Origin of the sequence: Pseudonocardia endophytica (assembly GCF_004339565.1) — a bacterium.
Taxonomy (GTDB): Bacteria; Actinomycetota; Actinomycetes; order Mycobacteriales; family Pseudonocardiaceae; genus Pseudonocardia; species Pseudonocardia endophytica.
Genome location: NZ_SMFZ01000002.1, coordinates 3,048,127 through 3,073,409, shown reverse-complemented (window position 1 = coordinate 3,073,409; position 25,283 = coordinate 3,048,127). Strand labels below are relative to the sequence as shown.

27 protein-coding genes are annotated in these 25,283 nt (G+C 73.1%); 15 read left to right on the top strand and 12 right to left on the bottom strand.

What is annotated here, in order from left to right; all coding sequences use genetic code 11:
* Positions 1–10: 10 nt before the first annotated feature.
* The 3 genes from EV378_RS33075 to EV378_RS33065 are packed head-to-tail and all read right to left on the bottom strand — an operon-like array spanning position 11 to position 2,159.
* Positions 11–949 carry a phosphatidylinositol mannoside acyltransferase gene (locus EV378_RS33075; RefSeq protein ID WP_132431688.1) on the bottom strand — a complete coding sequence of 313 codons (939 nt, stop codon included), beginning with the start codon at positions 947–949 and terminating at the stop codon, positions 11–13.
* Positions 946–1,554, bottom strand: coding sequence for a phosphatidylinositol phosphate synthase (gene pgsA / locus EV378_RS33070; protein ID WP_132431686.1), 609 nt, complete (start codon positions 1,552–1,554; stop codon positions 946–948). Before pgsA ends, EV378_RS33075 begins: the two co-directional genes overlap by 4 nt.
* A 44-nt stretch (positions 1,555–1,598) precedes the next feature.
* Entirely contained in the window at positions 1,599–2,159 is a 561-nt protein-coding gene (locus EV378_RS33065) for an HIT family protein (RefSeq protein ID WP_132431684.1), read from the bottom strand.
* Positions 2,160–2,214: 55 nt separating this feature from the next.
* Here EV378_RS33065 and EV378_RS33060 point away from each other — a divergent pair, with 55 nt between their 5' ends.
* The 4 genes from EV378_RS33060 to EV378_RS33045 all read left to right on the top strand — a co-directional run bounded on the left by EV378_RS33060 (position 2,215) and on the right by EV378_RS33045 (position 7,486).
* Positions 2,215–3,237, top strand: a complete 1,023-nt coding sequence (locus tag EV378_RS33060; RefSeq protein WP_243653878.1) for an LLM class flavin-dependent oxidoreductase — start codon at positions 2,215–2,217, stop codon at positions 3,235–3,237.
* A gap of 26 nt (positions 3,238–3,263) precedes the next feature.
* Positions 3,264–3,650 carry a nuclear transport factor 2 family protein gene (locus EV378_RS33055; RefSeq protein ID WP_132431682.1) on the top strand — a complete coding sequence of 129 codons (387 nt, stop codon included), beginning with the start codon at positions 3,264–3,266 and terminating at the stop codon, positions 3,648–3,650.
* Positions 3,651–4,900: 1,250 nt separating this feature from the next.
* Entirely contained in the window at positions 4,901–7,216 is a 2,316-nt protein-coding gene (locus tag EV378_RS33050) for a transglycosylase domain-containing protein (RefSeq protein ID WP_132431680.1), read from the top strand.
* 57 nt (positions 7,217–7,273) lie between these two features.
* A complete protein-coding gene (locus EV378_RS33045; protein ID WP_132431678.1) occupies positions 7,274–7,486 on the top strand; it encodes a hypothetical protein in 213 nt (70 codons plus the stop codon).
* Between the two features lie 4 nt (positions 7,487–7,490).
* Here EV378_RS33045 and EV378_RS33040 read toward each other — a convergent pair whose 3' ends face one another.
* Positions 7,491–8,378 (bottom strand): LysR family transcriptional regulator ArgP, encoded by an 888-nt coding sequence (locus EV378_RS33040; RefSeq protein WP_132431676.1) that lies wholly within the window; start codon positions 8,376–8,378, stop codon positions 7,491–7,493.
* Between the two features lie 70 nt (positions 8,379–8,448).
* On the opposite strand from EV378_RS33040, the gene EV378_RS33035 reads away from it, so the two are divergent.
* On the top strand, positions 8,449–9,048 hold the full coding sequence (locus EV378_RS33035) for a LysE/ArgO family amino acid transporter (protein ID WP_243653877.1): 600 nt from the start codon (positions 8,449–8,451) through the stop codon (positions 9,046–9,048).
* A gap of 86 nt (positions 9,049–9,134) precedes the next feature.
* Here EV378_RS33035 and EV378_RS33030 read toward each other — a convergent pair whose 3' ends face one another.
* The gene (locus tag EV378_RS33030) at positions 9,135–9,776 is read right to left on the bottom strand and encodes a nucleoside/nucleotide kinase family protein (protein ID WP_132431672.1); all 642 of its coding nucleotides are present in this window, start codon (positions 9,774–9,776) and stop codon (positions 9,135–9,137) included.
* 47 nt (positions 9,777–9,823) lie between these two features.
* Here EV378_RS33030 and EV378_RS33025 point away from each other — a divergent pair, with 47 nt between their 5' ends.
* Positions 9,824–10,570: a MerR family transcriptional regulator gene (locus EV378_RS33025; RefSeq protein WP_132431670.1), complete on the top strand. Its 747-nt coding sequence runs from the start codon at positions 9,824–9,826 to the stop codon at positions 10,568–10,570.
* A 90-nt stretch (positions 10,571–10,660) separates the two neighbouring features.
* Here the strand turns inward: EV378_RS33025 and EV378_RS33020 are convergent, their stop codons facing one another.
* From EV378_RS33020 to EV378_RS33005, 4 genes are read right to left on the bottom strand one after another with little or no spacing between them, the layout of a single operon-like run.
* Complete coding sequence (locus EV378_RS33020) at positions 10,661–11,578, bottom strand: ABC transporter permease (protein ID WP_132431668.1); 918 nt, start codon at positions 11,576–11,578, stop codon at positions 10,661–10,663.
* Between the two features lies 1 nt (position 11,579).
* Positions 11,580–12,773, bottom strand: a complete 1,194-nt coding sequence (locus EV378_RS33015; RefSeq protein WP_207908935.1) for a quaternary amine ABC transporter ATP-binding protein — start codon at positions 12,771–12,773, stop codon at positions 11,580–11,582.
* Between the two features lie 5 nt (positions 12,774–12,778).
* Positions 12,779–13,708 carry a glycine betaine ABC transporter substrate-binding protein gene (locus tag EV378_RS33010; RefSeq protein ID WP_243653984.1) on the bottom strand — a complete coding sequence of 310 codons (930 nt, stop codon included), beginning with the start codon at positions 13,706–13,708 and terminating at the stop codon, positions 12,779–12,781.
* A gap of 2 nt (positions 13,709–13,710) precedes the next feature.
* On the bottom strand, positions 13,711–14,601 hold the full coding sequence (locus tag EV378_RS33005; protein WP_132431662.1) for a TauD/TfdA dioxygenase family protein: 891 nt from the start codon (positions 14,599–14,601) through the stop codon (positions 13,711–13,713).
* 231 nt (positions 14,602–14,832) lie between these two features.
* Here EV378_RS33005 and EV378_RS33000 point away from each other — a divergent pair, with 231 nt between their 5' ends.
* From EV378_RS33000 to EV378_RS32985, 4 genes are read left to right on the top strand one after another with little or no spacing between them, the layout of a single operon-like run.
* A complete protein-coding gene (locus EV378_RS33000; protein WP_165922595.1) occupies positions 14,833–15,660 on the top strand; it encodes a helix-turn-helix domain-containing protein in 828 nt (275 codons plus the stop codon).
* A 56-nt stretch (positions 15,661–15,716) separates the two neighbouring features.
* On the top strand, positions 15,717–16,100 hold the full coding sequence (locus EV378_RS32995) for a VOC family protein (RefSeq protein ID WP_207908934.1): 384 nt from the start codon (positions 15,717–15,719) through the stop codon (positions 16,098–16,100).
* Complete coding sequence (locus tag EV378_RS32990; protein ID WP_132431658.1) at positions 16,097–16,471, top strand: MmcQ/YjbR family DNA-binding protein; 375 nt, start codon at positions 16,097–16,099, stop codon at positions 16,469–16,471. The genes EV378_RS32995 and EV378_RS32990 overlap by 4 nt, the downstream gene beginning before the upstream one ends.
* Entirely contained in the window at positions 16,468–17,229 is a 762-nt protein-coding gene (locus tag EV378_RS32985) for an alpha/beta fold hydrolase (protein WP_132431656.1), read from the top strand. The genes EV378_RS32990 and EV378_RS32985 overlap by 4 nt, the downstream gene beginning before the upstream one ends.
* A gap of 147 nt (positions 17,230–17,376) precedes the next feature.
* Here the strand turns inward: EV378_RS32985 and EV378_RS32980 are convergent, their stop codons facing one another.
* Together EV378_RS32980 and EV378_RS32975 are read right to left on the bottom strand one after the other, a co-directional pair.
* Positions 17,377–17,799: a TIGR03668 family PPOX class F420-dependent oxidoreductase gene (locus EV378_RS32980; RefSeq protein ID WP_132431654.1), complete on the bottom strand. Its 423-nt coding sequence runs from the start codon at positions 17,797–17,799 to the stop codon at positions 17,377–17,379.
* A gap of 31 nt (positions 17,800–17,830) precedes the next feature.
* Positions 17,831–18,721, bottom strand: a complete 891-nt coding sequence (locus EV378_RS32975; RefSeq protein ID WP_132431652.1) for an SMP-30/gluconolactonase/LRE family protein — start codon at positions 18,719–18,721, stop codon at positions 17,831–17,833.
* Between the two features lie 146 nt (positions 18,722–18,867).
* On the opposite strand from EV378_RS32975, the gene EV378_RS32970 reads away from it, so the two are divergent.
* From EV378_RS32970 to EV378_RS32960, 3 genes are all read left to right on the top strand, one after another.
* Entirely contained in the window at positions 18,868–19,854 is a 987-nt protein-coding gene (locus tag EV378_RS32970; RefSeq protein WP_132431650.1) for a pirin family protein, read from the top strand.
* Between the two features lie 161 nt (positions 19,855–20,015).
* Entirely contained in the window at positions 20,016–20,366 is a 351-nt protein-coding gene (locus EV378_RS32965) for an ArsR/SmtB family transcription factor (RefSeq protein WP_132431648.1), read from the top strand.
* The gene (locus tag EV378_RS32960) at positions 20,363–20,845 is read left to right on the top strand and encodes an SRPBCC family protein (RefSeq protein WP_132431646.1); all 483 of its coding nucleotides are present in this window, start codon (positions 20,363–20,365) and stop codon (positions 20,843–20,845) included. The genes EV378_RS32965 and EV378_RS32960 overlap by 4 nt, the downstream gene beginning before the upstream one ends.
* Here EV378_RS32960 and EV378_RS32955 read toward each other — a convergent pair.
* Positions 20,799–21,185 (bottom strand): PadR family transcriptional regulator, encoded by a 387-nt coding sequence (locus EV378_RS32955; RefSeq protein WP_132431644.1) that lies wholly within the window; start codon positions 21,183–21,185, stop codon positions 20,799–20,801. The genes EV378_RS32960 and EV378_RS32955 overlap by 47 nt on opposite strands.
* Positions 21,186–21,264: 79 nt before the next feature.
* On the opposite strand from EV378_RS32955, the gene EV378_RS32950 reads away from it, so the two are divergent.
* Positions 21,265–24,366, top strand: coding sequence for a DEAD/DEAH box helicase (locus tag EV378_RS32950; RefSeq protein ID WP_132431642.1), 3,102 nt, complete (start codon positions 21,265–21,267; stop codon positions 24,364–24,366).
* Entirely contained in the window at positions 24,359–25,207 is an 849-nt protein-coding gene (locus tag EV378_RS32945; protein WP_132431640.1) for an SWIM zinc finger family protein, read from the top strand. Before EV378_RS32950 ends, EV378_RS32945 begins: the two co-directional genes overlap by 8 nt.
* Positions 25,208–25,283 lie beyond the last annotated feature (76 nt).

Sequence of the window (25,283 nt, the reverse complement as noted above, 5' to 3'; positions counted from 1 at the left end):
CGGTCGCCGGTCATCGCGCGGCCATCGCGGGAGTCGGGGCGTCGGCGGCCCAGATCGGCTGCAGCATGTGCCAGTCCTGCGGGCGCTCGGCGATCATCGCGCCGAACGCGTCGGCGATCGCCTGCACGGCCGGTGCGACGGCGGCCCGGTCCGGCACCGGGATCTCCTCGCCGACGAGCACGCCCCACGCATCGTCGGTGAACACGGCGCAGGCGGGGTGCAGCGCGGCACCGGTCAGCGCGGCCAGCCGGGCGGGTCCGGACGGGAAGCGCGCGGGCTCGTCGCAGAACCGCACGTCGACGCCGGTGCCTGCCAGATCGCGGTCGGCGATCAGGCAGACGACGCCGCCGGAGGCCAGCCGCCGGGTCATCGCCCGGTGCGCGGCGCGACCGGCCGCACCGGACTCCGCGGTGACGATCTCGAAGCCGAGCGACTCGCGGTAGGCGACGAACCGGCGGAACAGCGACTCCGGACGCAGCCGCTGCACGACGGTCGTCATGCCGGCCGGCAGCCCCATCCGGACGAGCTCGCGCACGATGTAGACGCCCGCGACGTCCCAGTTGCCGGAGTGCGGCAGCGCGTAGATCACCCCGCGCCCGGCCCGCAGCGTGTCCAGCGAGGACCCGATGCCGTGCACGTGCGGGTCCATCGCCGCGTGCAGCGCCTGCGGGTCCATGGCCGGGAGCCGGAACACCTCGTGCCAGTAGCGGGCGTAGCTGCGCAACCCGTCGCGGACGAGCAGGTCGAGCTCGGCGGCCGACACGTCCGGCCGGACCCTGGCCAGGTTCGCGCGCAGGCGTGCCACGCCGTCACCGCCCCGGCGGGCGGCCAGGTCGGCTCCCGCCCGGAACGCGCGCGCCACCAGCGGCTCCGGCAGCCGCCGGACGAGCGCCCATGCCGCGGCGTACTCCGCCCCGGCCAGGCGCTCCTTCCAGCTCTCGCCGGTCACGCCCGCTCCGCGGCGCTGCGGCGCACGGCGAACACCCGCTGCGCGAGCGTCACGACGGTGCCCGCGGCGAGCAGGCCGAGCGCGACCGGCAGCGCGTAGGGCACGCCGACCCCGGCCAGGAACGCGCCGAGCAGCCCGAGGATCAGGCGTTCCGCGCGTTCCACGAGCCCGCCCTCCGCGGCCAGCCCGACGCTCTCCGCGCGGGCCTTCACGTAGGACACCAGCTGCCCGCCCACGAGACAGACCAGCGCCGCCGCACCGGCCACGCGTTCGTCGCCCCCGCCGAGGCACCACCACGCCAGCGAGGCGAACAGCGCGCCGTCGACGATCCGGTCGCACGTCGAGTCCAGCACCGCGCCGAACGGTGTGCCGTAGCCGCGGGCGCGGGCCATCGCGCCGTCCACGAGGTCCAGCAGCACGAACGCGGTGATCAGCAACGGGCCGGCGACCAGGCCGCCCCACGGCAGGAACCCGACCGCGCTCGCGACGGCGCCGACGGTCCCGGCGACCGTGATCGCGTCCGGGCTCAGACCGCGGTCCACCAGCCAGCGCCCCACCGGGTCGGTGACCCGGTTGACGTGGCCACGGGCGAACAGGTTGAGCATCGGGTACGAGCGCTCTTCTCGTGCGGCGGCAGGTGGGCGCCAGACTAGTCGGGAGCGCCCGGCCCTTCCCACGCGGCGGCCAGCTGTGCTCGTGTCTCGGCGAGCAGCTGCGGGATGACCTTGGTCTGCCCGACGACGGCGATGAAGTTCGCGTCGCCGCCCCACCGCGGTACGACGTGCTGGTGGAGGTGGTCGGCCAGCGAGCCGCCCGCCACGTGCCCCAGGTTCAGGCCCACGTTGAACGCGTGCGGCGCGGCCACCTTCTTCATCGTGACGACGGCCTGGCGGGTGAACGCCATCAGCTCCAGCATCTCGCTGTCGGTGAGGGCCTCGAGGTCCGCGACGTGCCGGTACGGCAGCACCATCAGGTGGCCCGGGTTGTACGGGTGGAGGTTCAGCAGGGCGTAGACCTCGTGGCCGCGCGCGACGACGAGGCTGTCCTCGTCCGGCTCCGACGCGATCCGGCAGAACGGGCATCCCGTGTCGGCCGAGTCCTTGATGTACGCCAGCCGGTGCGGGGTCCACAGGCGGGCGAAGCCGTCCGGCGTCCCGACCCCGTCCTGCGCGACCCACTCCGGATCCTGCGCACCGGTCCCCTCCTGCATGGCCCGATCCTAGGGGCCGGGAAGAAGCCGGTCGCCCTGCGGCGTTGCACCGGTCGTGGTTGATGCTCTCGATGTCCCGCTGTCCGTGCTCGACCTCGTCCCGGTCGCGGCCGGGACGACGGCGACCGACGCGCTCGCGCACAGCACCCGGCTGGTCCGCCGGGCCGAGGAGCTCGGCTACCACCGGTACTGGGTGGCCGAGCACCACGCGATGCCCGGCATCGCCAGCTCGTCGCCGCCCGTGCTGATCGCCCACCTGGCCGGCGCCACCGAGCACATCCGCGTCGGGTCCGGCGGCGTGATGCTGCCCAACCACCGCCCGCTCGTCGTCGCGGAGCAGTTCGGCACGCTGGAGGCGTTGCACCCCGGGCGGATCGACCTCGGCCTGGGCCGCGCCCCCGGCACCGACCCGCGGACCGCGGCCGCCCTGCGCGGCATCCGCCCCGAGCAGCTGTCCGCCGACGACTTCCCGGACCAGCTCGTCGAGCTCGCCTCCTACTTCCGCGGCGATGCCGCCGTGCCCGCGGTGCCCGCCACGGGGAACGCCCCCGCGCTCTGGCTGCTCGGCTCGAGCGGCTACAGCGCCAAGGTGGCCGGGCTGCTCGGCCTGCCGTTCGCGTTCGCGCACCACTTCAGCGCCGAGAACACCTTGCCCGCGCTCGCGATCTACCGGGAGAACTTCCGGCCGTCGACGATGCTCTCCGAGCCGTACGCCCTGGTGGCCGCCGCCGCGTTCGTCGCGGACACCGACGAGCGGGCACGTGAGCTGGCCCTGCCTGCCGCACTGCAGTTCCTGCGGTTGCGGCTCGGCCAGCCGGGTCCGCTGCCCTCGCCGCAGGAGGTCGCCGACTTCGAGTGGTCCCCGTCGGCCCGCCGGTTCGTCGACGACCGCCAGGCCGACCAGATCATCGGCTCGCCCGACACCGTGCGCGAGGGCCTGGACAAGCTGCTGGCCGAGACCGGGGCGAACGAGCTGATGATCACGACGTCGATGTTCGAGGGCACCGACCGACTGCACTCCTACGAGCTGCTCGCCGACGCGGCCGGGCTGGTGCCGTCGGGGCGCGCCGCGGCCTGACAGCGGGCCGTGATGGGATGCCGGACATGACCGATCCCGTCACGGCCGGGCCCGCCGCGTTCCGGGCCGCGATCGAGGCGGGCGACATCGCCGCTGCCGTCGCCCTGTTCGACGACGACGTGGAGTTCCTGTCGCCCGTCGTGCACGCTCCGTACAGGGGCCGGGACGCGTTGCGGCGCATCCTGGATGCCGCGTTCGCGACGTTCGAGGACTTCCGCTACGTCCGCGAGTACGCCGGTGACGACGGTCACGTCCTGGAGTTCGAGGCCCGTGTCGGCGAGCGGTCGATCCAGGGGGTCGACATCCTGCGCGGCGGCGGGTCCGGTGGGGCGATGACGGAGCTCACCGTGCTGGTCCGGCCCTACTCGGCGGCGACCGCGCTGCGCGAACGGATGGGTGCGCTGCTCGGCTGACGCGCCGACCTGCACGGACGCCGCCCGGTGCTGATCATGAACGGGAGATGACCGTCCGGCTCGCTCCACCGGCCGCCGAACCCGGATGTCCTGAATGTCGCAGGGTTCGATCGGCAGGTCGTCGCAGCATGCCTGCCGCTGCTCGACGCACACCCGTGATCATGAGCGCGCCCGGGCGGTGCGGCGCACGATGAAACGGCGGCTCGACCTGCGTGGTCAGGGGCCGGTCACGGACCGGATCCGGCACGTCGAGGTGGTGCCGACATTCGAGTGACGTCGTGCACGGGGCACATCGCGGGCCGCACGGCGCTCGTTGATCCGCCGGAAACATCGCCCCGACCCGGGGCCGGGAAAGGAGAAGCCGGGTGCCCGCAGGTCCCACTCCACCGTCGCGGCGGCCGTCGTCCGACGCCCCCGGTGACCGGCGTGCTGGTGACCGACGGCGCCCGGAGGGCAGGCGCGACGACCGGCGACCGGATCCTGCGGACGGTGGCGACGAGCGCGGCAACCGGGGACCGGAGGCTCGCGACCATGGCGGGCGGGCGCCCGGCTCCGACTCCACGTCCCGTGTGGGCCTGCGGGTCCGGGGCGGCACGGTCCCGCGCGACCCCGGAACGGTCCCGAGGGACCCGGGAACGCCGCCGCCCGCCCCGCGCGAGCCGCAGACCCCGCCGCCCGGCAGGCGTCCCTCCGCCGCTCCGCCCCCGGCGCGACCGGCCGACCGGCCGGCGACTCCCCCGCCGGCGACACCCCCGCCCGACGCCCGTCCGCCTGCGGCAGCTCCGCGGCGTGGTCCCCGCACGGCCCAGCCGGACGGAGCACCGGCGAACGGAGCGCGTCGGAACGGTGCTCCCGCCGACCCGACCCGCCCGGACGGCGCACACGCGAACGGCGCGCGGTCCAACGGTTCGCGGCCCGATGGCGCGCACTCGAACGGCGCACACGCGGACGGCGCCGGTGCCCGGCAGAACGGACGCCGGCACGGCGACGCCACCCGGGACGGCGCCGCGCGCAACGGCGCCCGGCACGACGACACGCGTGCCGACGGTGTGCCGCCGAACGGAACCCCGACGCGTGGCGTCCACGTGGCTCAGGATCAGGGAACGGCCACGACCGGTAGCCGCACCGGACGTCACGGCGCACCCGACCGTGGCCCCGACGGCCCCCCGACACGCATCGCGGGCGACGGCCGGACACGGGCCACCGCAGCCGGAACCACCGGACCGGACGGTGATGGCGCGACCCGGACGATGCCCGCCGACCGCACCACCGCACGGCACGGCCGCGAGGCCCCCACCCGCGCGTCGCAGCGGACCGGAGCCGGTGACGAGGGCGCGCCACCCCGCCGCCGTCGACGCGCGGCCCCCGTCCCGGCATCCGGGCCGCTCGGCAAGGTCGTCGCGTTCGCCGGCCCGGGGATCGAGTTCGCCCGCACGAAGCTGGGCATCCTCGACGCCGAGCAGAAGGCCGCGCTGTCACCGGAGCAGCTGCGCACCCGTCGTCGCAGGCAGATCACGTTCTCGCTGATCGGGACCGCGGCGTCGATCGTGCTCCTGCCGCTGCTGCTGTTGGGGCTCGGCTGGGCGTTCTTCTCCGTGCCCAACCCGGACGACGCGGTGAACAACCAGGTCGCGACCGTGTCCTACGCGGACGGCGCGCAGCTCGCACGGCTCGTTCCCGAGCAGGGCAACCGGATCAAGGTCGGGATCAACGACGTCCCGCAGCAGGTCCGGGAGGCCGTCCTCTCGGCGGAGGACCGCAGCTTCTACTCGAACCCCGGATTCGACATCACCGGCATCCTGCGTGCGGCGTTCAACCAGCTCATCGGCGTGGGCGGCGGCGGTTCGACGATCACGCAGCAGTACGTGAAGAACACGCTCGTCGGCAACGAGGCGTCGTACTGGCGCAAGTACAAGGAACTGATCATCTCGTTGAAGGTCTCGCAGTCCAAGACGAAGGACGAGATCCTCAACGACTACCTGAACGCGATCTACTTCGGCCGCGGCGCGTACGGCATCCAGTCGGCCAGCTTCGCCTACTTCGGCAAGCCGGCGAACCAGCTGTCGCCCAGCGAGGGCGCGCTGCTGGCCGGCGTCATCCAGTCGCCGTCGCGCTGGGACCCGGCGATCGACCCACAGAAGGCGCGCGAGCGCTGGTCGTTCGTGATGGACGGCATGGCCCAGATGAACTGGATCTCGAAGGCCGACCGCGCGAGCGCCCAGTTCCCGCAGACGATCTCGCCGCAGAACAGCTCCGCGTCGAGCTCGCTGACCGACGACCGCGGTCACATCCTGAACGCCGTCAAGTCCGAGCTCTCCAACCTCGGCATCTCCGACCAGGCGTTCTCCCAGGGCGGGCTGCAGGTCACGACGACGATCGACCCGGGCCGCCAGCAGCAGCTCACCGACTCCGTCCAGAAGCAGATGGAGGGGCAGCCGGACGTCCTGCGCACCGGCGCGGTCGCGATCGACCCGAAGACCGGTGGCATCGTCGGCTACTACGGCGGCAAGGACGGCACCGGCATCGACTACGCGAAGGTGTCCAAGCAGCCGGGATCGACGTTCAAGCCGTTCGTCGTGCTCGCCGGGCTCATGAACGATCCGCCGATCGGGCTCGGCCAGACCTACGACGGCTCCGAGCAGGTGGGCCTGCGCAACGCGGACGGCGCGAACTGCCCGAAGTGCGACCTCAAGCAGGCCCTGACGATCTCGAACAACGTCGTGTTCACGAAGCTCGCGGCCGAGGTCGGACCACAGAAGGTCGCCGACGCGGCCCGGCTGGCCGGCATCACGTCCCCGCTGGACAATCCGGACGCGCGCCTCGCGCTGGGCAACAAGGAGACCACCCCGGTCCAGCTGGCGTCCGCCTACGCGACCATCGCCGACGGCGGGGTGTGGCACGCGCCGCACCTCGTGTCCAAGGTTGTCGACTCCGACGGGCGGGTGCTGTACGAGTACCAGCCGGGCGAGGGCGAGCAGCGCTTCCCGGAGCAGGTCGCGCGCAACGTCGCCGAGGGCATGATGGACGTCGCGAAGAACGACGACCTGGCGCTGCCGTCCGGCCAGGAGGTCGCCGCGAAGACGGGCACCGTGCAGTCGCGCATCGAGGGCCAGAACAACGACGCCTGGTTCGCCGGGTTCACGCCGGACATCGTCAGCGCCGTGTGGGTCGGCACCGACCGCAACGACCCGATCCAGGACGCGAGCGGTGCGCCGATCAACGGCAAGGACCTGCCGGGGCACGTCTGGCAGTCGTTCATGGCGGACGTCGTGCGGGCCGGTCAGGCGGTCGACTTCCCGACGTTCAAGGCGATCGGCAAGCCGCCGTCGGACCGTGCGCCGAACGAGCCGGACACGCCCGTGACGCCGGTGCGACCGGCCACGCCGGAGCCGACGCAGGCCCCCGAGCCGACGCAGGCGGCCCCGCCGCCACCTCCGCCTCCCCCGCCGGCGCCGGCGACGTCGTCCCCGCCGCAGTCGACGGCCAATCCGTCCGACGACTCGAACGGCGGCGGCGGGCTCCTCGGCGGCGGGTCCGACCGGTCCGGCGACGGGACGAACGGCTGACCGGTGCCGACCGCGGACCCTGCCCGCCGCGTCGGCCGACCGGCTACGGTTGTCGGTGTGAACGGACGCCATCACTTCGACGTGGTGGCCTGGCGGGCCGATCGCCGGTTGACGCTCTACGTACCGGGGATCGAGGCGTCGACCACCGTCGACGATCCGCGCGGCGCGGAGGACGCGGTGCGCGAGCTCATCGCGGACCTGACCGGGGTGCCGGCCGACGAGATCACCTGCGACATCCGGCTGGGCAGGCCCTGGCGCAGCGGGGCCTGACCCGTCACCCGCGCGGGACCAGCACCCCGGCCGCGACCCGCCGGACCGACGCGGCCAGGTCGTCGAGCACGGTCGTGCGCATCCGCCAGTGCTGCCAGTACAGCGGCACGTCGAGGTGGCGCTCGCCGCCGATCAGCACCAGGTCGCCGGTGGCGGCCTCGGCCATGGCCGGCGCATCGGTGAACATGCCCCAGCCGAGTCCCGCGCGGATCGCCGCGTGGTACCCGTCGGCGGCCGGGACGCGGTGCGCGGGACCGGTGCACGGCCGGTGCGTGATCTGCCGGACGAACCGGGTCTGCAGCCGGTCCTTCGGTCCGAAGTCCACCCGTGGAGCAGCCGGGAACGCATGGACCGGGTCCTGCCCGTCGAACCACTGGGCGGCGATCCCGGGCGTTGCGACGGGCCGGTAGCGGGTCGCGCCGAGCGGCTCGGCGACGCAGCCCTGCACCGGCTCCGGTGCGGTCGTCACGGCACCCACGACCGTGCCGTCGCGCAGCAGCGCCGCGGTGTGCTCCTCGTCGTCGACGTGCAGGTCCAACCGGACGCCGTGCGCGACGACCAGCGGGGTCACCGCGTCCAGGAACCAGTGCGTGAGCGAGTCGGCGTTCACCGCGACCGGCAGGTGGGTCGCCTCCCGCGGGTCGCCCAACGAACGGGTCACCTCGCCCTCGAGCACCGAGATCTGGCGGGCCAGCCGCAGCAGTGCCTGCCCGGCGTCCGTCGCGCGGCACGGGCGGGTCCGGCGGACCAGCACCTGGCCGGCCTGCTGCTCCAGAGCCTTGATCCGCTGCGACACGGCGGAGGGCGTGACGTGCAACCGAGCGGCGGCCGGCTCGAACCCGCCCTCGTCGACGACCGCGCTCAGCGTCGCCAGCCGCTCCCGGTCGTACATGAAGTGATTCTAAGGCTCATGAAGAAACATGAGTTGGACGCCGGGCCACGGGCTTCCTAGCGTCGATCACGTGCTGACGCTCCTCGCCGGTTTCGGGACCGGTATCGCCCTCATCCCCGCGATCGGCGCGCAGAACGCGTTCGTGCTGCGCCAGGGCCTGCGACGGGAGCACCCGGTGGCGGTCGCGTCGTTCTGCTCGGCGGCGGACCTGGTGCTGATCGCGGCGGCGATCGCCGGGGTCGGGGCGCTGGTGACCAGGGTTCCCGGGCTGCTGGAGGTCATCCGGGTCGTCGGAGTGGTCTACCTGCTCGTGTACGCCGCGTTCGCGCTGCAGCGGGCGGTGCGGCCGGGATCCCTGCACGCGTCCGGGCGGGGTGGGTCGCTGCTCACCGTGCTGGGCACGGCCGCCGCGCTGACCCTGCTCAACCCGCACCTCTACCTCGACGTCCTGATGCTCGGCTCGATCGCGAACGCGCACCAGGGCGACGGGCGGTGGCTGTTCGGGGCGGGCGTGATCACCGCGAGCGTGACGTGGTTCTTCTCGGTCAGCCTGGGTGCGTCACGCCTGGCCGGGATGTTCGCCCGCCCCACGGCATGGCGGGTGCTCGACGTGACGGTGGCCGCGGTGATGGTCGCGCTGGCGGTGTCGCTGGCCGTCGGCACGTCATGATCGGCGGACGAGTCCGGTTCGGCGCAGTCTCCCGCCCTGATCCGGACCGGCTCGCCGATCATCGACGCCCGGCCACCCCGCGGCGGTCAGCCCACCTCCACCACCCGGTCGGCCCGGGCCCGGGTCGCCTGCACCAGCCGGGCGTTCGGCTCGTCGACGTCGTGCACCCACTGCCGCGCGAACTCCGGGGCCTTGCCGAACCGCTCGTGCCGGGCGACGAGCCGCTCGAGGCGCACGTCGTCCGGCGGGTCGACGAACCACACCCGGTCCAGCTCGGCCGCGACGGCCGGCCACGGGTCGTCGTCGAGCAGGAGGTAGTTGCCTTCGGTCAGGACCAGGCGCGCGCCGGGCCCGACCCCGATCGCCCCGGCCAGAGGCTGTTCCAGCTCCCGCTCGAACGCGGGCGCCCACACGGTCTCCGGCCCGTCCGCGCGCAGGCGGCGCAGCAGCGCGAGGTAGCCGTGCGCGTCGAACGTCTCGGCGGCGCCCTTCCGGTCCCGCAGCCCGAGCGATTCCAGAGCGACGTCGGCGAGGTGGAACCCGTCCATCGGCACGTGCGCGATCCACTCCCCCGGCCGGTGTCCGGGTGGCGGCACGTCGCGCAGCGCGGCGACCAGGTCACGGGCGAGCGTCGTCTTGCCCGCCCCCGGCGCCCCGGTGACGCCGACGAGCACCCGTCCGCTCCCGTCGCCGACCAGGCTCAGCAGCTCCCGCGCGAGATCGTTCACGACGCCATCTTGCGGTTGACGCGGCGTCAACGCCTAGCGTTCCGCGCGTGACGGAGAGCTGGTCCACGGCCGAGCTGGTCCGCCTGACCGGGATCAGCTCGCGGACGCTGCGGCACTACGACCACGTGGGGCTGCTCGTCCCGGCCGGCACCGGTGCGGGCGGCCAGCGGGTCTACGGACGTGCCGAGCTGCGGCGGCTTCAGCACGTGCTGCTGCTGCGCGAGCTCGGGATGGGCCTGGCGGAGATCGCGTCGGTGCTCGACGGGCAGGACGACGAGGTCGCGGCGCTGCGCCGCCACCACGACCGCCTGCTCGCCGACGCGGACCGCCTGCTGCGGCTCGCCGCCACCGTCGCGAAGTCCATCGACGAGTCCGAAGGGGGAGACCCGATGAGTGCCGAGGAGATGTTCGCGGCGTTCCGCGACGACCCGCACGGCGCCGAGGCGCGCGAGCGGTGGGGCGACGAGGCCGTCGCCGTCCAGCAGACGGCGGCCGGCTGGGACCGGGAGACGGCGGCGGAGGTGCACGGGGAGATGAACGCCGTGCACCGCAGGCTGGCCGAGCTGATGGCGGCCGGCACGCCCGTCGATGCCCCGGCCGTGCAGGACGCCGTCGGCGCGCACCACGCGTGGGTCAGCCGGTTCTGGGTCCCCGGCCGGGAGGCCTACGTCGGGCTCGGCGAGATGTACGTGTCCGACCCGCGGTTCACCGCGACGATCGACGGCTACGCCGAGGGCCTGACGCCGTACCTGCGCGACGCGATGACCGTCTACGCGAACGCGCAGCTGCAGTAGCCCACCCACTCGCCCGCCTCGGCGAACGAACGGCACCGTCGAGCAATGCCACTGCTCGAAGGTGCCGTTCGTTGCGAAAGAGGGGGCGGGTCAGGCCGCGGCGGGCTGCGGCGAGCGGGACTCGTCGGCGCCCGCCGCGGGCGCGGTCGACGTACGGCGGGCGCGCAGCTTCGACCAGAGGCCGCGGCTCGGACGCTCGGCGAGTGCGGACGTGAAGCGGTCCAGGAAGATCGCCACGATCACGACCGCCAGTCCGCCCTCGAACCCGGACGCGATGTCCAGCTGGGTCACCGCGCTCACCACGACGGTGCCCAGTCCCCCGGCGCCTGCCAGGCCGGCGACGACCACCATGGACAGCGCCAGCATGATCACCTGGTTGATGCCTGCCATGATCGACGGCAGCGCCATCGGCAGCTGCACCTCGCGCAGGATCTGGCGCGGGTGGGCGCCGAACGCGTGCGCCGCCTCGACGACCTCGGAGTCCACGCCGCGGATGCCCAGCTCGGTCAGGCGGACGGCGGGCGGGATGGAGAACACGGTCGTCGCGACCACACCCGGGGTGACGCCGATGCCGAAGAAGAACACGGCCGGGATCAGGTAGACGAACACCGGTGTGGTCTGCATCAGGTCCAGCAGCGGCCGCAGCACCGTGCCGGCCGCCCGTCTGCGGGCCGCCCAGATGCCCAGCGGGACGCCGATCGCCGTCGCGATCACCGCGGCGACGATCACGACGCCGAGCGTCTCCATCGTCTCCTGCCACAGGTTCAGCGAGTCCACCAGCAGGAACGCGACCAGCGTGAACACGGCCAGGCCCCAACCGCGGACCAGCAGCGCGGCCACCGTCAGGATGATCACCCACACCCAGAACGGCGGCCCCGTCAGCACGACCGTGAGCGCGTCGACCACGGCCTCGACGACGGCCCCGATGCCGTCGAGCAGGCCGGGTATCGCCTGCAGCAGCCAGAGGACGAACGCCTCGACATAGCTGCCCAGCTCGATCCGTGGCATGTCAGCTGCTCCTGTTCGGGTCGGAGAGGGCGGCCAGCACGGCCCCGCGGGGCACGACGCCGAGCAGCCTGCGCTCGTCGTCGATCACCGCCAGCGGGACGGGGTTGCGGCCCACCTGGTGCAGCAGGTCGATCAGCGGACGGTCGGACTCGGTGGTGCGGAACTCCTCGACGAGCGCGTTCCGGTCGATGCCGGAGTTCCCGTTCGACGCCGCGGTGCCCAGCCAGTCGTCGCGGATCACGCCGAGGATGCGCCTCTCGTCGTCGACGACGTAGGCGCCGGTCGCCTCCGCCTTCCCGAGCCGGACGAGCACATCGGCCGGTCGCTCGTCGAGTGTCACCGTGATCCGCGGGTCCCGGATCACGTCGGACGCGGTGAGTACCCGGCTGCGGTCCACGTCGGACACGAAGTCCCGCACGTAGTCGTCGGCAGGCGACTCGAGGATCTGCGGCCCGGTCCCGACCTGGACCAGCCGGCCGTCCTTGAGCAGCAGGATCCGGTCGCCGAGCAGCATCGCCTCGTTGAGGTCGTGCGTGATGAACACGATCGTCTTGCGGAGCTCCCGCTGCAGCCGCACCAGCAGGTGCTGCATGTCCCGGCGGATCAGCGGGTCGAGCGCCGAGTACGGCTCGTCCATCAGCAGCACGTCGGTGTCGCTGGCCAGCGCGCGGGCCAGACCGACACGTTGCTGCATGCCGCCGGACAGCTGACCCGGACGGGCGTCGGCCCGGTCTCCGAGACCGACCTGCTCGAGCGCCCACTGAGCCTTCTCCCGACGTTCCCCGGGATCGACGCCGCGGATCTGCAGCCCGTACTCGGCGTTCTGCCGCACGGTGCGGTGCGGCAGCAGCGCGAAGTGCTGGAACACCATGGCGATCCGCTTGTTGCGCAACGACCGCAGGTCCGCGTCGCCGAGCGAGCCGAGATCGCGGCCGTCGACCTCGATCGACCCGGACGTGGGCTCGATCAGCCGGTTCAGCAGCCGGACCAGTGTGGACTTCCCGGATCCGGACAGGCCCATGATCACGAACAGCTCACCGGGCTCGATGTCGAACGACACGTCGTGCACGGCCAGCGTCGCGCCGGTGCGCTGCTGGATCTCGCCGCGGCCGATCCCCTCGCCCGCCAGCGCGACGGCGTCGTCGACGGTCTTGCCCTCGCCGAACACCTTGGTCAGGTTCCGGACCGAGATCATCGGGCTCATGCTGCTCCCACCCACCTCTGCACCAGCTGCGGGTGCGTCGCCACGTAGTCCCTGGCCACCGTCTCCACGTCCTCGTTGTCCACGTCGACGCGCCTGAGCATCGTCTCGACGTCGGGCAGCGGCAGCTGGAAGCGCTCCAGCATCGAGGCGAACCGCGGCGCCGTCGTCCGCAGGTCCTTGCTGATCGCCGTCCACGCCGAGTAGTCCGGCATCGCGCACGCACCGTCGCCGGTGTCGAAGCAGCCGTCCTCGTACGGGGCCGGTTCCTGCAGCTGCGTCATGTCGAACTGCTGGAACACGTACGACGGGTGGTAGAGGAACACCAGGATCGGCGCCCGGCGCTCGTAGGCCCGCTGCAGCTCGGCGATCTGCGCCGCCTCGCTGGACGTCACCTGCTCCAGGTCGAGCTTGTACCCGGACAGGCGCTTCGCGTTCTGCTCGGTCGTCAGGAAGCTCGGGTCCGAGTCGATCAGCTTGCCGTCCAGGGCGGGCGCGTACCGGTTGAGCTGGTTCACGTTGCGCAGCCCGGCCAGTGGCTGCCCGGGGGCGAGCGCGTAGGTCGGTACGAACCAGCCCTGCTCGGCGCCGCTGTACGTCGGGCGGAGCACGTCGATCCGGTCCTTCGCCTTGTCCGCCAGCTTCCGCTGGTTCGGCATGGCGATCTCGGACAGCACGTCGACGTCGCCGCGCTGTGCTCCCGCCCACGCCGTCGCGGGGCTCACCTGGATCGTCTTCCAGTCCGTGACACCCAGCTCGGGATGGGTCGTCGCGACCTCGGACAGGATCGTGTTCGTCAGCTTCGCCGCGCTCCACGGGAACTGGGCCGCGCGCACGGTCACGCCGCCGGTGTCCGGCCCCGACGCGCACCCGGTCACGGTGGCCGCGACCAGGAGCACGGCGAGCAGGAGCCGCCGCACCGATCTCACCGTCAACGCAGCACCTCGACGCCGACCGGCCCGTCGCCGCGCAGCGTGACGCGGTGCATCACGCGCCGCGCGTCGCCGTAGTCGCGGTTCGCGTAGTGGGCGGTGGACCGGTTGTCCCACATGGCGACGTCACCCTCGGCCCAGCGGTGCCGGACGATGTGCTCCGGCTTCGTCAGGTGTGCGTAGAACAGGTCGAGCAGGTGCCGGCTCTCGGCCTCGGAGACACCGACGATCCGCGTCGTGAAGCCCGGGTTCACGAACAGCGACCTCCGCCCGGTCTCCGGGTGCACCCGCACGACCGGGTGCACGACCGGCTCCAGCGCCGTGATCGTCTCGCCGTCCCACTCGCTGCCCTGGCCGCCCTGGCGCTGGTGGAGACGCTCGCCGAAGTCCTTGAAGCCGTCGTGCTCGGCGGTCAGCTCGTCGGCCAGGCGCTGGACCGGGGCGGACAGGGAGGCGTACGCCAGCTCCAGGTCGGCCCAGTTCGTGTCACCGCCGGACGGCGGCAGCGTCACCGCGCGCAGGATCGAGCCGAGCGGCGGGCGCTTCATGAACGTGACGTCGGTGTGCCAGATGTCGGAGAACCCGTCGTCGGCGCTGTCCAGCGCGTAGATCTCGGCGTGCGCGGCGTCGATGCCGGGCACGACCGGGTGCGACGCGGTCAGCTCCCCCAGCCTGTTCCCGAGCCGCACCTGGGCGTCGGGGTCGAGGGTCTGGCCGCGGAAGAACAGGACCTTGTACTCGGTCAGCGCGGCACGGACGGCGGCCAGGCGCGTGTCGTCGGCGACGGCCAGGTCGAGGTCGTGGACGAGCACCCCGAAATCGGGGCCCAGTGGCTCGAGGTGGAGGACGTCGGAGGGGCGGGGAGCGGCGCTCGGGACGGTGACGGACACAGTTCTCCCTGGAACGAGACGTGCGGAGGGTCGGAGCGGTCGCTCAACGACAGGCGGACGAACGGGTCCGGCACAGGTCGACGTGCAGTCGAGCCCAGAGCCGGAGGTCCACGATCACCGGGCGATCCTGACCGACCGCCGGTACGGCACGCAAGCGGGCGAGCGATGCCGCACGGACGTCCCCCGGAAATCACCCGTGCCCGGACCGCCGGTGTTCGGCAGACTGGGCCGGTGCCGGACGTCGTCCCGGAGTACGCGCCGGCACGGCCGCCGGCCGTGCTGGCCGGTCACGTGCGCCGGTACCTCGGCTTCCGGGAGTTCAGTGCCGCACCGGTGCGGCGCCGCCAGGCGCCGGTCGGGAGCTGCGCGCTGGTCGTCTTCTTCGGCACGCGGATGTCGATGCGCGGCGCGTTCGGCGCCCTCGAGTGCGGATCGTTCGTGGCGGGGATGGGCGACTCGGCGGTGCTCACCGAGTTCACCGGCGAGCAGTCCGGACTGCAGATCGACCTCACGCCGCTCGGCCTCTACACCCTGCTCGGACACTCGACGGAGTCTCTGACCGGCCGCGTCCCAGCCCTCGACGAGCTCGGCGACCGGGCGCTCGCGTCCATGCCGGAACGGCTGGCGGCGCTGCCCGGCTGGCCGGCACGGATCGCGCACGTGAACCGGCTGCTCGCCGGCCGGATGCTCGACGACCGGGCCCGGCACCCGGATCCGGAGGTCCGCCACGCCTGGTCGCGGCTGTGTGCCACCGCCGGGGCGGTGCGGGTCGATGACCTCGCCGCGGAGACCGGCTGGAGCAGGCGCCACCTGCTGACCCGGTTCCGCGACCAGGTGGGTCTCGCCCCGAAGACGACCGGGCGGGTGCTGCGCTTCGAGCGGGCGTCCGGGCTCGTGGTGGCCGGCACCTCGTCGCTGGCCGACATCGCCGCGACCTGCGGATACTCCGACCAACCCCACCTCGTGCGCGAGTTCCGCGCGCTGGCGGGCGTCACGCCGACGGCGTTCCGGTCGGAGTGGGGTCTCACACCACGCCTCCCGGAGGACGCCCGGCTGTAGCCCGCGTTCCCATTCGTGCAATCCGGTGGGCTCCGCCGCCGCTAGCGTTCCGCGCCATGAGCATGCACCCGACGCTGCGCTACGACGACCCCCGCGCGGCCATCTCGTTCCTCACCGGCGCCCTCGGCCTGCGTGAGGTCGCCGTGCACGCCGACGACTCCGGGACCGTCGTGCACGCCGTCCTGGCCTGGGACGACGGCGACGACACGGACACCCTGCTGCTGGCCCAGCGCTCCGATCCCGCCGGCGCGTTCGACAGCGGCACAGCGGTCCTCTACCTGACCACCGACGACCCGGACTCGTTGCACGACAAGGCGGTCGCCGCGGGCGCGACGGTCGCGCTCGGCCTGACCGACCAGCCGTACGGATCGCGGGAGTTCGCCGTCACCGATCCCGAGGACAACCGCTGGTGCTTCGGGACCTACCGTCCGGGGTCGTGAGCGACGACCCTCTGCCCCGCCTGCGGGAGATCTGCCTGTCACTGCCCGAGGCGACGGAGAAGATCAGCCACGGCTCGCCGACGTGGTTCGTCCGCAAGTCGTTCGTCAGCTACACGCCCTACCACCACGGCAGCGAGCACCTCGCGTTCTGGTGCGCCGCACCACCCGGCGTGCAGGAGGAGCTCGTCGCCGAGGAGCCGGGGCGGTTCTTCCGCCCGCCGTACGTCGGGCACCGCGGCTGGCTGGGCGTGATCCTCGACGGCGAGGGCGAGCTGGCACCCGACTGGGAGGAGATCCGGGAGATCGCCACCGACGCGTACCGGTGCGTGGCGCCGAAGAAGTTGATCGCCGTGTTGGATGGCCAGGCGTGACGCTCTCGACCCTGGATCTGGACGGCCTCCGCTTCGAGTACGACGACGTCCCCGGCCTCGACGACCGCGCTCCCCTGCTGTTCCTCCACGAAGGACTCGGGTCGGTCGGGCTCTGGCGCGGGTTCCACCAGCGGATCGCCGTGGCCTCCGGCCGGCGGGCGGTCGCCTACTCACGACTCGGTCACGGCTTCTCCGACCTGCCGCCCGGCCCGCGCCCGACCACGTTCATGACCGACGAGGCGAAGGGCGTGCTCCCCCGGCTCGTCGACCGGCTCGGGCTGGACCGTCCGGTGCTGGTCGGGCACTCCGACGGCGGCACGATCGCCCTGCTCGCGGCCGCCGGTCCGGTGCCGGTCACCGGCGTCGTCGTGCTCGCCCCGCACACGTTCGTCGAACAGCGGGGCATCGACGGGATCGCCGCCGCCCGCACCGCCTACGACGACGGAGGCCTGCGCGAGCGGATGGCCCGGCACCACCGCGACGCCGACGTCACGTTCCGCAGCTGGAACGACGTCTGGCTCGCCCCGGAGTTCCGCGACTGGGACGTGCGCGCCGAGCTGTCCGGCATCACCGCGCCGGTGCTCGCCGTGCAGGGCGACGACGACGCCTACGGCACGCTCGCGCACGTGGAGTCCGTGCGGGACAACGCCCGCGGCGACGTCCGGATCGTCGAGCTCGGCTGCGGGCACTCCCCGCACCTGGAGCTTCCGGACGACACCGACCGCGCCGTCGTGGACTTCCTGTCCGGTCTCCCCTGAGCCGGCGCACCGCCGGACCGGCCGGCACCGCGCCGGTCACCGCGTGCCGCACCGGTTCGCTCACCGCCGCACCCCGCTCCGGCGTGTCGCACCCGCCGCAACCGGTGCGACACGCCGGGCGGAGGTGCGACACGCCACCCGGCGGGGTCAGGTCGCGGTCCAGCCCGCCCACGCGGTCGGGGTGAACACCAGGACGGAGCCGTCCGGGCGCTCCGCCCGGTACGGCTCGTACTTGTCCTGCAACGCGTCCAGTGCCCGTTCGCGCAGGTCGCCCTCGGTGTGCTCGGCCGCCGTCGCGTCCACGCGGACCCACCAGAGCTGCGACCAGTCGTCGTCGTAGCGGTCGACGACGAGCGCGACGCGCGGGTCCCGGTCGATGTCCCGCAGCCGCGCCAGCCTGCTGTCCGCCTTCGGCTTGATCCTGTCGATCGCCGAGCACACCACGCCGTCGACGACGGCGAACGTCATCGGGATCAGCCGTGGCGTGCCGTCCTTGCGCAACGTCGCCAGCCGGGCGACCCGTGCGGCGGCGAGCCGGTCGTGGCAGGCGGCTTCGTCGAGCTGGGGCACTCGTGTCGTCTCCTCGCTCGGCGAGTCCCGCTCAGGCGGCCGCCGGCACGTCGACGCGCGCGCAGAGAAGGGCGCCGAGGCGGGTCTCGCGGCGCTCGTGCTCGGCGAAGCCGGGCGCGGTGCACAGGTAGAGCGTGCGGCCGTCGGCGCCGCCGAGCATGCAGGCGTAGCAGCCGACCGCCTCCGTCGAGATCTCCTCGGCGATGTCACCACCTTGCCGGACGCGCACGACGCGGTTGTTCTTCGCGTCGGCCACCCAGATCGCGCCCTCGGCGTCGACCGTCGAGATCCCGTCCGGCGCGACGGTCAGCGCGCCGAGCGCCTCCAGCGGCTCCTCGCTCTCCGGCACCGGCCCGAACGCCGCCCAGTCGCGCCGGTCGGACAGCGCGCCGTCGGGGCCGATGTCGAACGCGGACAAGCGGTTGCCGAACGTCTCCGCGACGACGAGCGTCCCGGAGTCGACGAGCGTCGGCCCGTTCGGGAAGTGCAGCGGCTCGCTGGCGACCGACACCGTGCCGTCCGGGTCGACGCGCAGCAGCGGTGCGGCCCTGCGCGGCGCGAGCGACATCAGGTCGAAACCGAAGCTGCCGACCCACGCCGTGCCGTCCTCGGCGACGACCATGTCGTTGAGCAGCGTGTCCGCATGCGACGACAGGTCCGCGTGCGTGGCGAGGGATCCGTCGTGCTCGCGGCGCAGGACCTTGCCGTCGCGCATGGAGACGACGAGCATCCGGCCGTCCGGCAGCCACCCGGTCCCGGACGGTTGCTGCGGCACCTCAGCCTCGGTGCGCAGGTGCGAGCCGTCCTCGTCGGCGGAGAGCACGCGGTGGGTGTAGAAGTCGCTGACCCAGATGCGGCCGGAATGCCATCGCGGCCCCTCCAGGAACGACAGCCCCTCCAGCACCACCGACAGCTCACTCATGTGATCCGCTCCTTCCGACGCCCATGTCGACCGGGGCCGAGTCTGGTGCCTCGCGCGTCGCGGCGCACGGGAATGCGCCGTGCGGTCGTGCGGTTCCATCGGGCACACTGTTGAACACGCAACAACCTGGCACCCCGGAGGTCCCGATGCCCGCCGTGACCGTCTCCGACGTCACCACCCTTCCCCGCGTCCCGGAACCGGGGCCGACCGACCTCGACCGCGGCGTCCGCCAGGTGACGACCGCCCCGTCCGGCCACGAGGGCGAGGGCTTCCCGGTCCGCCGCGCGTTCGCCGGGGTCGACATGCGCGACCTGGACCCGTTCCTGCACATGGACCAGATGGGCGAGGTCGAGTACGCGCCCGGCGAGCCGAAGGGAACCGACTGGCACCCGCACCGCGGCTTCGAGACCGTCACCTACATCATCGACGGCACGTTCGAGCACGGTGACTCGCACGGCGGCGGTGGCACGATCACCAATGGCGACACGCAGTGGATGACGGCGGGCTCCGGCCTGCTGCACATCGAGCGGCCGCCGGAGGCGCTGGTCCGCTCCGGCGGACTGTTCCACGGCCTGCAGCTCTGGGTGAACCTGCCGCGCAAGGACAAGTGGGTCGAGCCGAAGTACCAGGACCTCCGGGCGGCCGAGGCCGGCCTGCTCACCTCGTCGGACGGCGGCGCCCTGCTCCGCGTGATCGCCGGCGACGTCGGGGCGGTCAGCGGCCCCGGCGCGACGAACACCCCGATGGCGATGGTGCACGCGACGATCTCGCCCGGCGCGCAGCTGCGCCTGCCGTGGCCGCGGGAGTACAACGCGCTGGTCTACGTGCTCTCCGGAGCGGGCACGGTCGGCCGCGACGGTCAGCCGATCCACACCGGACAGCTCGCCGTGTTCGGACCGGGTGACCTGATCACCGTGTCCGGCAACACGTCCCAGGAGTCCCGCCTGCCCGGCCTGGATGTCGTGATCCTCGGTGGGCTGCCGATCCGCGAGCCGGTCGCCTGGGCCGGGCCGTTCGTGATGAACACCCGCGAGGAGGTCATGACGGCGTTCGAGGACTACCAGCGCGGACGCCTCGGCGTGATCCCGGCGAACTACGTCCCGCACGGCAGCCTGGGCAACACCACGCCCTGAGCCGACCGCGCTCTCGTAACGAGGGGCACCTTCGAGCAGTGTGATTGCTCGAACGTGCCCCTCGTTCGCGTCGGGGCAGGCTTTTTCAACCTGGGGGTTGAATACGTCGGCGCCGACGGCTACCGTTCTATTCAACCGAGAGGTTGAGAACGGGGAGGGACATGGACGACCGGCTCTCGCGGGTGTTCTCCGCACTCGCCGACCCGATCCGGCGCGACATGGTCGCCCGGCTGGCGGCCGACGACGCGACGGTGAACGAGCTCGCCGAGCCCTACGACGTGTCCCTGCAGGCCGTCTCGAAGCACCTCAAGGTGCTCGAGGACGCGGGGCTCGTCTCCCGGACCCGGGAGGCCCAACGCCGTCCGGTCCACCTCGAGGCGGAGGTGTTCGACCTGATGACGGCATGGATCGAGCGGTACCGGCGGCAGGCCGAGGCGCGCTACGAGCGTCTCGACGCCCTGCTCGCCGCGATGGATTCCCCTGAGCACGACCACACCGAGGAGCAGTCATGAACCAGACCACCAACCCCACCAGCATCACCGCCGACCCGGCCCTGCCGGTGATCCGCATCGAACGCGAGTTCGACGCACCGGTGCACAACCTGTTCCGCGCCCACACCGAGGCGGACCTGGTCAAGCAGTGGCTCGGCCCGCGCCGCCTGCGGATGACCATCGACCGGTTCGACGCGGTCACCGGTGGTGGCTACCGCTACGCCCACCACGACGAGAACGGCACGTACTCGTTCTACGGCTCGTTCCACGAGGTCCGGCCGGACGAGCGGATCGTGCAGACGTTCACGTGGGAGGGCATGCCCGACGGCGTGTGCCTGGAGACGCTGACGTTCGAGGACCTGGGCGACGGGCGGACCAGGCTCGTCGGCACGTCGACGTTCGAGAGCGTCGACGCCCGGGACGGCGCGATGGCCAGCGGCATGGAGGTCGGCATCAACGAGGGCTACGAGCAGCTCGACGAGCTGATGGGCCGGCTCTGAGGTCCGGCTCGGCCCGGCGGCCGTCGGAGTCGTCGGGCCGGCCCGTGGCGAGAACACCGTCGACGGCGGCGGTGTAGCCGTCCCACTGCCGCTCCCGATGGCGGAGCGAGCGCAGCCCGGCGTCGGTCAGCCGGTAGCGGCCAGGACCGTCGGAGGCGACGAGATCGTTGCGGGCGAGGTGGTGCAGCTCCGCGTAGACGGTCCGGACACCGATCCGGAGGCGTCCGCCGGAGCGCCGGGCGAGCTCCCTGTCGAGATCCGCTCCGCTCGCCGGGCGGTCACGCAGGCCCGCGAGCAGCACGAGGTGCAGGTGGTGGCGGTCGCGCAGTGTGACGGTCATCCACGCCTCCCTTCCGTCGGCACGGATACCCACCCTGGGGCCCGCCGGAACTGTCGGTGGGTACTTCTAACCTGGGTTCGTGCTCGTGGTGCATGCCCTCTGGTCCCCCGGTCGGGGCGTGCTGCTCTGGGCGGAGGACGGGGAGCGCCCGGCCCGCACGTCACGCCGGTCGGTGCGCAGCGCGCGGCCGCACCCGTTCGCCGTGCCCTCGGCGGAGCTCGCGGCGATCCACCCGGGCCGCGCGGCGTCGGTCACGCTGCTGCTGCCGTCGCACCCGAACGGTCCGCACGACTCCCCGGGTCTGGTCCGGACGGCCGGTGGTGTGCGGTCGCGGTCGGAGCCGATGCTCGCGCCGTGGAGCGTGCCCGCCGTGGCCGTGGACGCGGCCGAGCTGCTCGACCCGTCGCCCGACGTCCGCTACGCGGACTCGGCGGAGCACCTGCTGTCGGTGCTCCGGCTGGCCGACGAGCTGGCGGCTCGCGGGAGGGTGCTGCCGACGCTCGACGGGTCGGGTCCGGAGCACCGCGCGCGGTGGCGGCCGGTGGTGCAGGGGCTCGACGAGGTGGCGCGGGCGACGCTCGTCGAGTCGATGCCGCCCGAGGCACGGGCCGAGCAGCGCCGCGCCGGTGACGTCGCCGGGCACGACCCCGGTGAGCTCGTCGACGCCGCGCTGGCCGCGTTCACCGACGCCGCGGTCCGTGAGCGGCTCGGCCGGTCCGGCGAGCCACTGCGGCTGGTCCCGGAACGGCGCACGCGCGCGGCCCCGTCCGACGTCGAGGCCTGGCTCGCGGCGCTGACCAGCGACGACGACGTGCTGACCGGCGACGCCGAACCGACCGGCGAGCTGGCCGACGCGCTGGAGTCGTGGGACGAGATCGGCACCGAACCGCCGGGCCCGGCCCGGGCGGTGTTCCGGCTGGCCGAGGTGCGCACACTGCACGACCCGTCGGACCCGGGGCCCGACGAGGAGGACCAGACCGGCGACGGCACGCGCTGGGAGCTCCAGTTCGCGCTGCGGTCGACCGAGGACCCGAGCCTGCAGCTGGACGCGGGAGACGTGTGGTCGGGTACGGCGGACCGGCTGATCGACGGCGCCCAGGAGCTGCTGCTGGCCGAGCTGGGCCGGGCGGCGCAGGCGATGCCGTCGCTCGTGCCGTCGCTGCGCCAGGCCCGCCCGCAGGCGTTCGACCTCGACGTGGCCGGCGCGCACCGGTTCCTCACGCACGACGCGTCCGTGCTGGTCACGGCCGGCTTCGGGGTGCAGCTCCCGGCCGGGTGGAACGGGGCGCGCCCGATCGGACTGCGGTTGTCCGCGAGCTCGGCCGCGGCGCCCGGAGTGATCACCCGCGGCGGTCTGGGGCGGGACGAGCTGGCGTCGTTCCGCTGGTCGATCGCCGTCGGCGACGAGGAGCTCGGCGAGGAGGAGATCGCTGCGCTGGTCGCGGCGAAGGCGCCGCTCGTGCGGGTGCGCGGTCAATGGGTGTCGGTGGACGCGGACGCGCTCGCCCGCGGGCTGGACTTCCTGCGCCGCAAGCGCTCCCACGCGCCGACGGCAGCCGACGTGCTGGCCGTGAGCCGCGGGGAGGTGGACGCGCCGCTGCCGGTCACGAGCCTGCGGGCCGACGGCTGGCTGGGCGATCTCCTGGACGGCACGGCCGAGCGGACGCTGGAGCCGCTGCCCGCCCCGGAGGGACTCGAGGCGACGCTGCGCCCGTACCAGGAACGCGGGGTCGCATGGCTGGCGTTCCTGTCCTCGCTCGGGCTCGGCGCCTGCCTGGCCGACGACATGGGGCTCGGCAAGACGGTGCAGCTGCTGGCCCTGGAGTGTCACGACCGTGCCGAGGGGGCCGGCGCGGACCGGGCGCCGACGCTGATCCTCTGCCCGATGTCGCTGGTCGGGACGTGGCAACGGGAGGCGGCGAGGTTCGCGCCGCACCTGCGGGTGCACGCCCACCACGGCGCCTCCCGCCCGCGCGGCGAGGCGTTGTCGGAGGCTCTGGCCGGCGCCGACCTCGTCGTCACCACGTACGGTACGGCCGCTCGCGATCTCGACGAGCTGGAACCGCGCCGATGGCACCGGGTCGTGCTCGACGAGGCCCAGGCGATCAAGAACGCGAACGCCGGACCGTCGCGCACCGCACGCCGGCTGGACGCGGGCCACCGGATCGCGATGACCGGCACGCCGATGGAGAACCGGCTGGCCGAACTCTGGTCGGTGCTGGACTTCCTGAACCCCGGACTGCTCGGCAGCCCGGAGCGGTTCCGGAACCGGTTCGCGGTGCCGATCGAGCGGCACGGCGACGCGGAGTCCGCACGCACGCTGCGCCGGATCACCCGGCCCTACCTGCTGCGCCGGGTCAAGACCGACCCGGAGGTGATCGACGACCTGCCGGAGAAGATCGAGATCCTGCAGGACTACCGGCTCACCCGGGAGCAGGCGTCGCTGTACCGCACGGTCGTCGACGACATGATGGAGAAGATCGAGGGCTCCGACGGGATCGAGCGCCGCGGCAACGTGCTGGCCGCCATGGCCAAGCTCAAGCAGGTGTGCAACCACCCGGCGCAGCTGCTGCACGACGGCTCCCCGATCGCGCACCCGGACGGCCGACCGCGCTCCGGGAAGATCGCGCGGCTGGACGAGCTGCTCGGCGACATCCTCGCCGCGGGCGACAAGGTGCTGCTGTTCACGCAGTTCACCGAGTTCGCGGCGATGCTGCACCCGCACCTGTCCGCGCGGTTCGACACCGAGGTCGCCTACCTGCACGGCGGCACGTCGAAGACGAAGAGGGACGCGATGGTCACCCGGTTCCAGTCCCCGGACGGCCCGTCGGTGTTCCTGCTCTCGCTGAAGGCCGGCGGTACGGGGCTGACGCTGACCGCGGCCAACCACGTCGTCCACCTGGACCGCTGGTGGAACCCGGCCGTCGAGAACCAGGCGACCGACCGGGCGTTCCGGATCGGGCAGAAGCGCTCGGTGCAGGTCCGCAAGTTCTGCTGCCCCGGCACGGTCGAGGAACGGATCGAGGCGTTGATCGAGTCCAAGAAGTCGCTGTCCGGCATGGTCGTCTCGGACGGCGAGGACTGGCTGACCGGGCTGTCCACCGGCGAGCTGCGGGACGTGTTCGCGCTGGGTGAGAACGCGATCCTGGACGGCACCGAGGGGGCAGACGCCGATGCCTGACGGCCGCCCGTTCTGGGCCGACGAGGACTACACGCCGCGCAAGCCGCTCCCGGTGCCGGGCGGCGGCATCCAGATCCACTCGACGCGCGGCACGGTCGCGCGGACCTGGTGGTCGGCCCGCTTCCTGGACACGCTCACCGATCTCGGCGTCGGCGGTCGGCTCTCCCGGGGCCGCACGTACGCGCGGTCCGGGCAGATCGTGTCCCTGGACGTCGCGGCGGGCGCCGCCGTCGCGCTCGTGCAGGGCACCCGGCCGAAGCCGTACACCGTGCGGATCGGCGTGCGGACATGGGACAAGTCCGAGTGGACGCGGGTGGAGCAGGCGCTCGTCGACGACGCCTGGTACGCCGCAGCGCTCCTGGCCGGGGGGATGCCGCCGGAGATCGAGGAGCTGCTCGGAGGGCTCGGCCTCGCGTTGTTCCCGGAGTCCGGCGCGACCGACCTGTCCATGGACTGCACGTGTCCGGACGTCACGGTGCCCTGCAAGCACCTGGCCGCCGCGTTCTACCTGCTCGCCGAGCGCTTCGACGCCGACCCGTTCGAGATCCTCGCGCTACGAGGGCGGGACCGGGAGACGTTGCTGGAGAACCTCCGCGAACGCCGCGGGACCACGCGCGCGGAGATCGGGCCGTCCGAGCCGTCGGCGTCCGTCCCGCCGCTGGCCGACGTCCTGGACCGCTTCTGGACGTCCGCGCCGGTGGACACGCTCCCGCCCGCTCCCCCGGCGACGTCGCCGGACGCGGTGCTCGACCAGGTGCCGGAGCTCCCGGTGCGGGTGCGCGGCAAGCGGGTGACCGACCTGCTGCGCCCGGCCTACCTCCGGATGGCGGACGAGCCGTAGTTCCGGCCGGACCGGGTCCCGCTGCCCGCGGCGGGTCGCCGGTCGCTCGAACCACAGCGTCGAGTCGCGACCGCTG